We start from the raw sequence: 11828 nt of genomic DNA on the forward strand, positions 1-11828 counted from the left end.
CCGCACGCGACCCGGGCCGCGGCGCTCGCCGTGGCCCTCCGCCCGCTCGCTCCGTCCGCCCGTCCCGGTCCGCGCGGCGCGCCGGCGTTCCGCGCCCGGCCCTGCGGCGCGGACCTCGGGGCGCGGCGGGCCCGGGGAGGCGTGCCGACGAGGTAGCGGCCAGCCGTTTCCGCGGGTTAGACTCCGCCGCGATGGACGCGATCCGCGTCGGGGCCCTCCTCGACGACAAGAAGTTCGACCTCCGGCTCACCCTCGTCGCGGGCAAGCAAGGGCTCTCGCGCCGCATCAGCTCCGCCCGGATCCAGAAGCCCGGGCTCGTGCTGGCCGGCTTCACCGAGAACCTCCACCGCGAGCGGGTCCAGGTGTTCGGCAACACCGAGATGAGCTACCTGCAGACGCTGCCGCGCGAGCGCGCGGTGGACGTCCTGCGGAGCTTCTTCTCCGCCGACATCGCCTGCCTCGTCGTGACGAAGGGGCTCGAGGTGCCGCCCGAGATGGCGGCCGCGGCCGACGAGTCCGGGGTGCCGCTCCTGCGCACGACGCACCTCAGCTCGACCTTCATCGAGGGCGTCCAGAACTACCTCGAGGACATCCTCACCGCGCAGACCTCGATGCACGGGGTGCTGCTCGACGTCTTCGGCGTCGGCATCCTGCTCCTCGGCAAGTCGGGCATCGGCAAGAGCGAGATCGCGCTCGACCTCGTCATGCGCGGCCACCGCCTCGTCGCGGACGACATCGTCGACGTGAAGCGGCGTACGCCCGACTCCGTCTACGGCGCCGGCTCCGAGATCATCAAGCACCACATGGAGATCCGCGGGCTCGGGATCATCAACATCAAGGATCTCTTCGGCGTCGCGTCCATCCGCGAGCGGAAGAAGATCGAGATCGTCCTCGAGCTCGTGGAGTGGGATCCCAGCGTGGAGTACGACCGCCTGGGCGTCGAGGAGAAGAAGTTCCGCATCCTCGACGTGGAGATCCCGATGCTCATCGTCCCGGTCCGTCCGGGCCGCAACATGACCACCATCGTCGAGGTCGCGGCGCGCAACCACCTCCTGAAGCTCCAGGGCCACCACTCGGCCCGGGAGTTCCAGGAGCGGCTGAACCGCGCGATCGCGCTCGCCCCCGGCGGGCGAGTCGGGGAGCTGGACGTCGAATGATCGAGAACGCGAACCACGGCGCGGCGGAGGTCGTGATCCTCACCGGCGTGTCCGGCTCGGGGAAGTCCACCGCGCTCCGCGCGCTCGAGGACGCCGGCTTCTACTGCGTCGACAACCTGCCCATCCTGTTCCTCGAGAAGCTGCTCGAGCTCTCGGGCCACACCGCCGGCGAGGTGTCGCGCCTCGCGCTCGTCGTCGACGCGCGCGAGGGGCGCTTCCTCGCCGACGCCCCGCGCGTCATCCAGGAGATCCGCCAGCAGGGGGCGGACGTCGAGGTGCTGTTCCTCGACGCCTCCGACGAGTCCCTCGTGCGCCGCTACTCGGAGACGCGGCGGCGCCACCCGCTCGCCGGCGAGACCGGCACCGTCCCCGACGGCATCGCCGCCGAGCGCCGCGCCCTCGCCGCGCTGAAGGCGATCGCCGACGAGGTGATCGACACGACGACGCTGAACGTCCACGAGCTGAAGCGGCTCGTCACCCGGCGCTTCGGGTCCTCGGAGGGCGCCCGGCTCGGCGTCACGGTGGTTTCGTTCGGGTTCCGCTTCGGCCTGCCCACCCACGCCGACCTCGTGCTCGACGTGCGGTTCCTCCCGAACCCCTACTTCATCCCCGAGCTGAAGTCGCACCCGGGCACGGACCCGCGCGTGGCGAGCTTCGTGCTCGGCCAGGCCGACGCGAAGGCCTTCCTCGAGCGCACCGTCGACCTGCTCGGCTTCCTGCTCCCGCGCTACCGCGCCGAGGGGAAGAGCTACCTCACGATCGCGATCGGCTGCACCGGCGGAAAGCACCGCTCGGTGGCGCTCGCCGGCGCGCTCTCGGAGCGGCTGGAGGCGGGCGGCCAGCCGGTCCGGCTGTGGCACCGGGACGTGGAGAAGGAGTAGGGCGCCGGCACCGCTGGCCCCCGGGGGCGCGCGAGGCTATGGTACGCCCGCGCCGGGGGAGGAGCATCCTGATGGTCGGTCTCGTCGTCGCCACGCACGGCAATCTCGCGCAGGAGCTGCTCCGCACCGCGGAGGGCATCGTCGGTCGCCTCGAGCAGTCCGAGGCGGTGAGCATCGGCGCGGGCTCGTCCATGGAGGACTGCCGCGCCCGCCTGGGCGAGGCCGTGAAGCGCGTGGACGCAGGCGAGGGCGTGCTCGTCCTCACCGACATGTTCGGCGGCACCCCGGCGAACCTCGCGCTCACCTTCCTCGACGAGAAGCTCGAGGTGGTCACCGGCGTGAACCTCCCCATGGTGCTGAAGCTCGCCACTGCCCGGGCGGAGAGCCTCGGCCTCCACGCCACCGCCGAGCTCCTCACCGGCTACGGCCAGAAGAACATCACGCTCGCGTCCGAGCTCCTGCGCACCCGGGCACGCACGAGCCGTTCGTCGTGAATCGCGCAGCCCGCGCAGCCGTCTCTACCCCGTGATCTCCCTCGTCCGCGTCGACAACCGGCTCCTCCACGGCCAGGTGCTCGAGACCTGGCTCCCTCGCCTGGGGGTGAAGGAAGTGGTCGTGGCGGACGACGAGGCCGCGTCGAGCGTGCTCGCCCGCGCGGCGATGACCCTGTGCGTCCCGCCCGAGCTGCCGGTGCGGATCGAGCCGCTGCGGGCGATCGACTTCGGGGCGCTCGCGGAGTCCGACCGGCCCGTGCTCGTGCTCGTGCGCGACGTCGCCCAGCTCGCCGAGGCCCGCGCCGCCGGCCTCACGCCGGCGCGGGCGCGGCTCCTCAACGTGGGCAACGTGCACTTCGGCCCGGGGCGCAGGGCCGTCACGCCCTCGGTTTTCCTGTCGGAGGACGAGATCCGGACGCTGCGCGAGCTGGCCGCGGCGGGCTTCGAGGTGGAAGCCCGCTCGGTGCCCACCGAAGCCCCCGCGGGGATCGACGAGATCGAACGCCGGTACGCCGCGGCCCGTTAGGTTACACTGCTTGGGCTTGTCCTACCTCGTCCTAGGGGTCGTCGCGGGCCTCGCCGCGATCGAGCGCAAAGGCTTTCTGCAGGCCATGCTCTCGCGGCCCATCGCGCTCGCGCCGATGACCGGCTGGGCGCTCGGCGATCCGCACGGCGGTCTCCTCGTGGCCCCACCGCTCGAGCTGCTCTGGCTCGGCGCGGTGAACCTCGGCGCGGCGTTGCCGGTGCACGAGGCGCTCGGCACGGTGGCCATCACGGGCGGCGCGGTCCTCGCCGGGCGCGCGCTCGGCGTGGGCGTCTCGCCGGAGGTGGCGATCCTGGCCGTGCTCCTCTGCGCGCCGCTCGCCCACCTCGGGCGCGTCGCGGACCGCTTCGTCGAGCTCTGGAACGATCGGCTGGCGGTGCGCGCCGAGGCCGCCCTCGCGGGGGGCGATGCACGCGCCGCGGTGCGCTGGAACCTCCACGGGCTCGTGGCCCCGTTCGCCGTCGCCGCGCTCCTCGCGCCCGCCGGCGCCGCCCTCGCCGCGGTGGTGATCCCCGCGTTCCTGCGCGCGGTACCCGGCGCGACCGGACCGCTCAGGCTCGGCTTCTTCGCCTTCGCGGCGCTCGCCGCCGCCTCGGGCGCGAAGGCGCTCCGCGCGCGCGAGGCGCCGCGCTTCTTCTACGGCGCCCTCGGCGGCGCGCTCGCGGCGGGGCTGCTCATCGGGGGGGTCCTGTCGTGAGCCCGGCCCGCGTCCCCCCAAGGACGCTCGCCCGCGTGTTCTGGCGTTGCCTGTTCCTGCAGGCCGCCTGGAACCGGCGCGGCATGCAGAACCTCGGCTTCGCCTACGCGATCGAGCCGGCGCTCGCCGCCCTCTATCCGGAGCCCGGGCGGCGGCGCGAGGCGCTCGAGCGCCACCTCCAGTTCTTCAACTGCCATCCGTTCATGGCCGCCGCCATCGTGGGCGGCGCGATCCACCACGAGGAGCGGGTCGCCGCCGGCGAGGAGCCGCCCGGCGCCGCCATCCGCTACAAGACCACGCTGCAGGGGCCGCTCGCGGCGCTCGGCGACGGCTTCTTCTGGACGGCGCTCCGCCCGTTCTGCGGCGCGCTCGGCGCCGCCGGCGCGCTCGTCGTCGGCGTCCCCGCCATCGTGGCGGCCGTCCTCCTCTACAACGTCATCCACTTCTCCCTGCGCCTCGGGCTGTTCCGCGCCGCCTACCGCGGCGGAGACGCCGTCGTCCCGGTGATCGCGCGGCTCGGGCTGCCCCTCGCGGCCGACCGCCTGCGCGCCGCCGGCGTCGCCCTGTGCGGCGTCGCGGCGGCCATCGTCGTCCTCCGCGGCGCCGGCGCGGCGGGGGCCGCGGCCGGGATCGTCGCGGCGCTCGTGGCCGGGACCGGCTACGCCGCGCTCGTCCGCGGCGCGCGCCTCCTCCCCACCGCCTACGTCGCCGCCCTCGCGGGCATCGCAGTGGCGGTGGCGGGCCACCTCCACTGGAGCAGCTAGCCGCATGCCGAGGCACGAGCGCACCTTCGTCATCGTCAACTCGCTGGGGCTCCACGCCCGCGCCGCGGCGCAGCTCGTCCAGACGGCGAACCGCTTCCGCTCCGAGATCCACGTCGAGAAGGACGGGATGCAGGTGAACGGGAAGAGCATCATGGGCGTGCTCACGCTCGCGGCCGCGAAGGGCTCCTCCATCGTCGTGCTCGTGGAGGGAGAGGACGCCGACTCGGCGATGACCGCGCTCGCGAAGGTGATCGAGAACGGGTTCGGAGAGAAATGACGCCGGCCTCCGCCTCCATCCTCGTCGGCATCGCCGCGTCCCCCGGGATCGCGATCGGGCGCTGCTGGCCGGTGGACCGGCGGCGGGTGCGTGCGCCGAAGCGCCGGCTCGCCCCGGAGGAGGTGGAGAGCGAGCTCGCCCGGCTGCGCACCGCGCTCGAGATCTCGGATCTGCAGCTCGCGGAGGTGCGCGAGAAGGTGGAGCGGGCGCAGGGGGCGCAGGGCGGCGCCGAGCACACCGCCATCATCGACATGCACCGGATGATGCTGAAGGACGAGATGCTCGTCCTCGAGGCGCAGCGGCTCATCCGGGAGGACCGCATCAACGCGGAGTGGGCGGTGAAGCGGGCCGTCCGCAAGATCAAGAGCGCCTTCCACGAGCTGGCGGACGAGTACTTCAAGGAGCGCCGCGCCGACGTGGACTACGTCGGCGAGCGCGTCATCAAGAACCTCCTCGGCCAGGCGCCCGACGTGGAGGAGCCGCCGCCCGAGGGCGCGATCATCGTCGCGCACGACCTCTCGCCGGCCGACACCGCGCTCCTGCTCCACGAGCGCAAGGTCGCCGCGTTCGTGACCGACACCGGCGCGAAGACCTCGCACACCGCCATCGTCGCGCGCGCCCTCGAGGTGCCGGCGGTGGTGGGCGTGGGGCGCATCACCACGCTCGCCAGCCGCGGCGACTGGATCGCCGTCGACGGCAGCCGCGGCGTGGTGGTGATCAACCCGTCCCCCGGCGACCGCGTCGAGTACGAGGTCGCGCGGGAGCGGTTCCTCGAGGCGGAGCAGGTGCTGCTCCGCACGCGCGATCTCCCGGCCCGCACGCTCGACGACGTCACCGTGCGGCTCGCCGGCAACATCGAGTTCGTGGAGGAGGTCCCGAGCCTCGTGGCGCACGGCGGCGAGGCGGTGGGGCTCTACCGCACCGAGTTCCTGTTCCTCGGCCGCCACGACCTCCCCGGCGAGGGCGAGCAGTATCAGAGCTACCGCCGCGTCCTCGAGGCGCTCGCGCCGAAGCCGGTGACGATCCGCACCTTCGACCTCGGCGGCGACAAGCTGCCGGTGGGGATGCGCGTGCCGGCGGAGAACCCCGCGCTCGGCCTGCGGGCGATCCGCTACTGCCTGCGCCAGCCGGAGATGTTCCGCATCCAGCTGCGCGCCCTCCTGCGCGCGTCGGTGCACGGGAACCTCCGCATCATGTTCCCCATGATCTCGGGGGTCGCCGAGCTGCGCGCCGCGCGCCGGCTCCTCGGCGAGGTGCGCGAGGAGCTGCGCCGCGAGGGCGTGGCGGTGCGCGACGACGTGCCGGTGGGGATCATGATCGAGCTGCCCTCCGCGGCGCTCATCGCCGACCGGCTCGCCAACGAGTGCGACTTCTTCTCCATCGGCACGAACGACCTCATCCAGTACGCGCTCGGGATCGACCGCCAGAACAAGGACGTCGCCTACCTGTACAAGCCGCTCCACCTCGCGGTGCTGCGGATGCTGAAGCAGATCTGCGACGCGGCGCAGGCGGTGGGGATCCCGGTCTCGATGTGCGGCGAGATGGCAGGCGAGCCGACCAACGCGCTCGTGCTCATCGGCCTGGGCGTCTCCGAGCTGTCGATGAACGGCTCCGCCATCCCGCTCGTGAAGCGCGTGATCCGCGCCGCGCGCGCCGAGGACGGTCGCGCCCTCGTCGAGCGGCTCCTCTCGTTCACGACCGCCGACGACATCGAGCGCGAGGTGCGCACCGAGATGCTCCGCCGCTTCCCGGAGCTGCTCGAGGCCGAGCCGGCGCTCGGCCCCGTGTCAGGGTAGGGGAAGGACCCCTCGCCCGTCCGCCCGGCGGCACGATCGCGCGCTCCCAAAGCGCGTCCGCAGAGCCGCAAGACGCGCGCGGTGGAGGACCGTCCGTCATATTGACAGGGTCCGCCCCCGCCGCGTACCTTCGCCACCCCCACGCCCACCGGAGAACCCGTCCGATGCCGCACACCGACTACCTCTTCACCTCCGAGTCCGTCACCGAGGGCCATCCCGACAAGATGGCGGACCAGATCTCGGACGCGGTCCTCGACGCGGTGCTCGCGCAGGACAAGAAGGGGCGCGTCGCCTGCGAGACGCTCCTCAAGACCGGCTACGTGATGATCGCGGGCGAGATCACGACGAGCGCCCGCATCGAGTACCCGAAGCTCGCGCGCGAGGTCGTGAAGCGCATCGGCTACGTCTCCGGGGAGATGGGCTTCGACGGCAACACCTGCGGCGTGCTGGTCGCGGTGGACCAGCAGTCGCCCGACATCGGCCAGGGCGTCGACGTCGGCGGCGCGGGCGACCAGGGCATGATGTTCGGCTACGCCTGCGACGAGACGGCGGAGCTCATGCCGGCGCCCATCCAGTACGCGCACGCCGTGACGCGCCAGCTCGCCAAGTCGCGCCGCGCCGGGCTCGACTTCCTCCGCCCCGACGGCAAGAGCCAGGTGACGGTCGAGTACCGCAGCGGCAAGGTCGCGCGCATCGACACGGTGGTGGTCTCGACGCAGCACGCGGAGAGCGTCTCGAACCGCAAGCTCCACGCCGCCATCCGCGAGGAGGTCATCGCGAAGGCGCTGCCGAAGAAGCTCGTCGACAAGAAGACCAAGATCTTCATCAACCCCACCGGCCGCTTCGTGATCGGCGGGCCCATGGGCGACACGGGCGTCACCGGCCGCAAGATCATCGTGGACACCTACGGCGGCATGGGCCGCCACGGCGGCGGCGCCTTCAGCGGCAAGGATCCGTCGAAGGTGGATCGCTCCGCCGCGTACATGGGCCGCCACATCGCGAAGAACGTCGTCGCGGCCGGGCTCGCGCGCCGCTGCGAGGTGCAGGTCGCCTACGCCATCGGCGTCGCCGAGCCCGTCTCGGTGATGGTCGAGACGTTCGGCACCGCCCTCGTCCCGGAGGAGCGCATCGCCCAGGCCGTCCGCGAGGTGTTCGGCCTCACGCCCAAGCAGATCATCGAGGGCCTCGACCTCCTGCGGCCGATCTACGAGAAGACCGCCGCCTACGGCCACTTCGGCCGGACCGAGAAGGAGTTCAGCTGGGAGCGCACCGACAAGAAGGACGCGCTCCGCGACGCCGCCGGCGGCAAGGTCCGCGCGGTCGCCGGCGCCTGAACGGATCTTGCGGGGGCTGCGCCCCCGCCCCGACGACGGCTGGCCGCCGTCCTCGGGGCCCCACCCCTGCTCGCCGGGTACGTGCGCCGCCGCGTGGCGGCTGCGCCGCGAACGCGGCAGCGCCCGGGCGGGCTCGCTGCGCTCGCCGGAATTCGGCCGACGCCCGCCCGCGCCGTCGCCTCCTCGAGGGCCCGCACCCGGAAACGGGGCGGGCCCTCTTCCTTCGTGGGGCGACGGGGCGTCCTTGACCGCCGCGGGGTCCGCGCCATATATCCGTCCATCCGGATGGAACGATGACCGTTGCCGCCCCCGCCCGTCCCCCCGCGGACGCCCTCCTCGGCTGGATGGAGGGGCTCGCCGATCCCACCCGGCTCAGGCTCCTGCACGCCCTCGAGCGCAAGGAGCTCTCGGTCCTCGAGCTCTGCGAGGTGCTGGCGCTGCCCCAGTCCACCGTCTCCCGCCACCTCAAGGTCCTCTCCGGCCAGGGCTGGCTCGTGAGCCGACGGCAGGGGACCCAGAGCCTCTACGGGTTCGCAGAGGACGTCGCGCCGGGCGCCCGCCGGCTCTGGCTCCTCGCCCGCGCGGAGAGCGAGGGCTGGCCGGCGGTGAGGCAGGACGCCGGACGGCTGCAGGCGGTCCGGGCCCGCCGGGACGGCGCCGAGCGCTTCTTCGCGGGCGCGGCGGCGGCGTGGGACAAGCTCCGCGCCGAGGTGTACGGCCCGGGCGTCGCGCGCGAGGCGCTCCTCGCGCTCCTGCCCGCCTCCTGGACGGTCGCCGATCTCGGCTGCGGCACCGGCGCGCTCGCGGCCGACCTCGCGCCGCGCGTGCGCCAGGTGCTCGCGGTCGACCAGTCCGGCGCGATGCTCCGCGCCGCGCGCCGTCGCTGCGCCGCGCTGCCCAACGTCGAGCTGCACGAGGCGCGGCTCGAGGCCCTGCCCATCGCCGACGGGCGCTGCGACGCCGCGCTGCTCGTGCTCGTCCTCGCCTATCTCGACGACCCCGCGCCCGCGCTCCGCGAGGCGGCCCGCGTGCTCGCCCCGGGCGGCCGGCTCGTCGTCGTGGACGCCGCCCGCCACGCCGACGCCGCGCTCCGCCGCCGGATGGGCCAGGTCCGCCCCGGCTTCGCGCCGGAGGAGCTGGAGGCGCTCCTCGCCGCCGCCGGCCTCGCCGCCGTGCGCGTCCGCGCCCTCCCGCCCGAGCCCGGCGCCCGCGGGCCCGGCCTCGTCGTCGCGACGGCCGAGCGCGCCGCGCGCCGCCGCTGACCGAAGATCTTCACGACCCACTACACGAAGCCACGAGCAAGGAGAGCACCATGGCCGTCCCCGCCGCCCGGAAGAAGCAGCTGAAGCCGCCCGCCGCGCCCGTCGAGCACCGCGTGAAGGACCTCGCGCTCGCCGACTGGGGCCGCAAGGAGATCGAGCTCGCCGAGAAGGAGATGCCCGGCCTCATGGCGGTGCGGCGCGAGTACGCGCGCAAGAAGCCGCTCGCCGGCCAGCGCATCACCGGCTCGCTGCACATGACCATCCAGACCGCGGTGCTCATCGAGACGCTCGCGGAGCTCGGCGCCGAGGTGCGCTGGGCGAGCTGCAACATCTTCTCGACCCAGGATCACGCCGCCGCGGCGGTGGTGGTCGGGCGCGGCGGCAGCCCGGAGGCGCCGCGCGGCGTGCCGGTCTTCGCCTGGAAGGGCGAGACGCTCGAGGAGTACTGGGACTGCACCGAGCGGGCCCTCGACTTCGGCGCCGGCAAGGGGCCGACGCAGATCGTGGACGACGGCGGCGACGCGACGCTCCTCATCCACAAGGGCTTCGAGTTCGAGCAGGCCGGCAAGGTGCCGCGCGGCTCCGCCAGCGACTCCGAGGAGTACGCCGTCGTCCTGAAGCTCCTCGCCCGCGAGCTGAAGAAGGACCCGCAGCGCTGGACCCGCGTCGCGAAGGACTGCGCGGGCGTGACGGAGGAGACGACCACCGGCGTGCACCGGCTCTACGAGATGCAGAAGGCGGGCACGCTCCTCTTCCCCGCCATCAACGTGAACGACTCGGTGACGAAGTCCAAGTTCGACAACCTCTACGGCTGCCGCCACTCGCTCGTGGACGGGCTCAACCGCGCGGCCGACGTGATGCTCGCCGGCAAGCTCTGCGTGGTGTGCGGCTACGGCGACGTGGGCAAGGGCTGCGCGCAGGCGCTCCGCGGCCAGGGCGCGCGGGTGGTGGTGACCGAGGTCGATCCCATCAACGCGCTGCAGGCGTCGATGGAGGGCTACCAGGTCGTGCGCGTCGAGGACGTGGTGAAGGAGGCGGACGTGTTCGTGACCGCCACCGGCAACCTCGACGTCATCACCGTCGAGCACCTGAAGCAGATGAAGGACTGCGCGATCGTCGGCAACATCGGCCACTTCGACAACGAGATCGACATCGCGGGGCTGAAGAAGGTGCCGGGCGTGGAGAAGGTGAACATCAAGCCGCAGTACGACGCCTTCGTGTTCCCCGACGGCCACCGCGTGCTCGTCCTCGCCGAGGGCCGGCTCCTCAACCTCGGCTGCGCGACCGGCCACCCCTCGTTCGTGATGTCGAACTCCTTCACGAACCAGACGCTCGCCCAGCTCGAGCTCGCCACGAACCGGGCGGCCTACGAGAAGAAGGTCTACGTGCTCCCGAAGCACCTCGACGAGAAGGTCGCGGCGCTGCACCTCGAGCAGATCGGCGCGAAGCTCACCAGGCTCACGAAGAAGCAGGCGAGCTACCTCGGCGTGCCGCCGAACGGCCCGTTCAAGCCCGATCACTATCGTTACTAGCTCCAGCGCGGGGGCTCGCGGCCGCCACGGTCGCGAGCCCCGCCAGGTCGACGCCGCGAGCGGGGCGGCTCCGGTGGAAGGGCCCCGCGGGCGGGAAGTCCGCGCGTTGATGATCCGGGGACTGTGGACTAGGGTTCGGTCCGCGCATGAGCCTCCTCGCCGCCGTCTTCCTCGGGATCCTCCAGGCCGCGACCGAGTTCCTCCCGGTCTCGTCCACCGCCCACCTGCTCGTGTTCGGCGAGCTGCTCGGTCACGACCTCGCCGATCCGCGCTTCCGCGCGTTCGCCACCATCATCCAGACGGGCACCACCCTCGCGGTGCTCGTGTACTTCCGCACCGAGATCTACGCGCTCGCGGTGGCGGGCCTGCGCTCGCTCGCCCGGCGCCGGCCGCTCGAGACGCCACAGTCGCGCCTCGCCTGGTTCATCGTGCTCGGCACGATCCCCGCGGCCGTGCTGGGCAAGCTGTTCGAGAAGCGCATCGAGGCGCTCGGGAACTGGGTCATCGCCGGCTCGCTCGTCGCGCTCGGGCTCGTGCTCCTCGCCGCGGAGCGGTACGCGCGCCACCTGCGCCACGTCGAGGACGTGCGCGCCGTGGACGCGGTGCTCATCGGCGTCGGCCAGGCGCTGGCGCTCGTCCCGGGCAGCTCGCGCTCCGGCACGACCATCACCACCGGCATGCTGCTCGGCTTCACGCGCGAGGCGGCGGCGCGCTTCAGCTTCCTCCTCTCGGTGCCGATCATCCTCGGCGCGGGGGCCTACAAGCTGTGGAAGACCGTGCCGGTGCTGCGCGGCGAGCCGGGCTGGGCCCTCGCCACGCTCGTCGGCACGGCGGTGTCCGCGGTCGCGGGCTACCTCGTCATCGACTGGCTCCTCGGCTGGCTGCGCACCCGCACCACCCACGTGTTCGTGGTCTGGCGGATCGCCGCCGGCGTCGCGCTCGCGATCCTCATCTGGCAGGGCGTGCTCCCGGCCGGCGAGCACCCGGCGCCGCCCGCGCCGGCGACCGCCGCGGCCCACGCAGGAGCCGCGCCGGCGCCGCTCGGCGCCGCGCTCCGCCGATGAGCCTCGCGGCGCTGCGGACCGCGCTC

The 11828-nt window shown here is 73.2% G+C and carries 12 protein-coding genes; all 12 read left to right on the forward strand.

All coding sequences use genetic code 11. The features are described from left to right. Positions 1–191 precede the first annotated feature (191 nt). The 12 genes from hprK (at position 192) to MNZ29_RS21685 (ending at position 11802) form a co-directional block, all read left to right on the forward strand. Entirely contained in the window at positions 192–1157 is a 966-nt protein-coding gene (hprK, locus tag MNZ29_RS21630; protein ID WP_242341085.1) for an HPr(Ser) kinase/phosphatase, read from the forward strand. Further along, on the forward strand, positions 1154–2038 hold the full coding sequence (gene rapZ / locus MNZ29_RS21635) for an RNase adapter RapZ (RefSeq protein ID WP_242341084.1): 885 nt from the start codon (positions 1154–1156) through the stop codon (positions 2036–2038). Before hprK ends, rapZ begins: the two co-directional genes overlap by 4 nt. Before the next feature lie 71 nt (positions 2039–2109). Then, on the forward strand, positions 2110–2532 hold the full coding sequence (locus MNZ29_RS21640) for a PTS sugar transporter subunit IIA (protein WP_242341083.1): 423 nt from the start codon (positions 2110–2112) through the stop codon (positions 2530–2532). A 31-nt stretch (positions 2533–2563) separates the two neighbouring features. Further along, positions 2564–3058 (forward strand): PTS sugar transporter subunit IIB, encoded by a 495-nt coding sequence (locus MNZ29_RS21645; protein WP_242341082.1) that lies wholly within the window; start codon positions 2564–2566, stop codon positions 3056–3058. A gap of 10 nt (positions 3059–3068) precedes the next feature. Continuing rightward, positions 3069–3773 (forward strand): PTS sugar transporter subunit IIC, encoded by a 705-nt coding sequence (locus MNZ29_RS21650; RefSeq protein WP_242341081.1) that lies wholly within the window; start codon positions 3069–3071, stop codon positions 3771–3773. Next, positions 3770–4537: a PTS system mannose/fructose/sorbose family transporter subunit IID gene (locus MNZ29_RS21655; RefSeq protein WP_308197076.1), complete on the forward strand. Its 768-nt coding sequence runs from the start codon at positions 3770–3772 to the stop codon at positions 4535–4537. Before MNZ29_RS21650 ends, MNZ29_RS21655 begins: the two co-directional genes overlap by 4 nt. 4 nt (positions 4538–4541) lie before the next feature. After that, positions 4542–4814 carry an HPr family phosphocarrier protein gene (locus MNZ29_RS21660; protein WP_242341079.1) on the forward strand — a complete coding sequence of 91 codons (273 nt, stop codon included), beginning with the start codon at positions 4542–4544 and terminating at the stop codon, positions 4812–4814. Continuing rightward, the gene (gene ptsP / locus MNZ29_RS21665; RefSeq protein WP_242341078.1) at positions 4811–6610 is read left to right on the forward strand and encodes a phosphoenolpyruvate--protein phosphotransferase; all 1800 of its coding nucleotides are present in this window, start codon (positions 4811–4813) and stop codon (positions 6608–6610) included. Before MNZ29_RS21660 ends, ptsP begins: the two co-directional genes overlap by 4 nt. Before the next feature lie 164 nt (positions 6611–6774). Next, positions 6775–7944: a methionine adenosyltransferase gene (metK, locus tag MNZ29_RS21670; protein WP_242341077.1), complete on the forward strand. Its 1170-nt coding sequence runs from the start codon at positions 6775–6777 to the stop codon at positions 7942–7944. Between the two features lie 293 nt (positions 7945–8237). After that, positions 8238–9206, forward strand: a complete 969-nt coding sequence (locus MNZ29_RS21675; protein ID WP_242341076.1) for a metalloregulator ArsR/SmtB family transcription factor — start codon at positions 8238–8240, stop codon at positions 9204–9206. Between the two features lie 50 nt (positions 9207–9256). Continuing rightward, positions 9257–10738: an adenosylhomocysteinase gene (ahcY, locus tag MNZ29_RS21680; RefSeq protein WP_242341075.1), complete on the forward strand. Its 1482-nt coding sequence runs from the start codon at positions 9257–9259 to the stop codon at positions 10736–10738. A 146-nt stretch (positions 10739–10884) separates the two neighbouring features. Next, entirely contained in the window at positions 10885–11802 is a 918-nt protein-coding gene (locus MNZ29_RS21685) for an undecaprenyl-diphosphate phosphatase (protein ID WP_242341074.1), read from the forward strand. Positions 11803–11828 lie beyond the last annotated feature (26 nt).

Origin of the sequence: Anaeromyxobacter sp. SG64, assembly GCF_022690745.1 — a bacterium.
Lineage (GTDB): Bacteria > Myxococcota > Myxococcia > Myxococcales > Anaeromyxobacteraceae > Anaeromyxobacter > Anaeromyxobacter soli.

Excerpts from the sequence above, each read along its gene's own strand:
- MNZ29_RS21640 (WP_242341083.1), top strand. The coding sequence starts at position 2,110 with ATGGTCGGTCTCGTCGTCGCCACGCACGGCAATCTCGCGCAGGAGCTG.
- MNZ29_RS21675 (WP_242341076.1), top strand. The coding sequence starts at position 8,238 with ATGACCGTTGCCGCCCCCGCCCGTCCCCCCGCGGACGCCCTCCTCGGC.
- MNZ29_RS21660 (WP_242341079.1), top strand. The coding sequence starts at position 4,542 with ATGCCGAGGCACGAGCGCACCTTCGTCATCGTCAACTCGCTGGGGCTC.
- metK (WP_242341077.1), top strand. The coding sequence starts at position 6,775 with ATGCCGCACACCGACTACCTCTTCACCTCCGAGTCCGTCACCGAGGGC.
- rapZ (WP_242341084.1), top strand. The coding sequence starts at position 1,154 with ATGATCGAGAACGCGAACCACGGCGCGGCGGAGGTCGTGATCCTCACC.
- ahcY (WP_242341075.1), top strand. The coding sequence starts at position 9,257 with ATGGCCGTCCCCGCCGCCCGGAAGAAGCAGCTGAAGCCGCCCGCCGCG.
- ptsP (WP_242341078.1), top strand. The coding sequence starts at position 4,811 with ATGACGCCGGCCTCCGCCTCCATCCTCGTCGGCATCGCCGCGTCCCCC.
- hprK (WP_242341085.1), top strand. The coding sequence starts at position 192 with ATGGACGCGATCCGCGTCGGGGCCCTCCTCGACGACAAGAAGTTCGAC.
- MNZ29_RS21685 (WP_242341074.1), top strand. The coding sequence starts at position 10,885 with ATGAGCCTCCTCGCCGCCGTCTTCCTCGGGATCCTCCAGGCCGCGACC.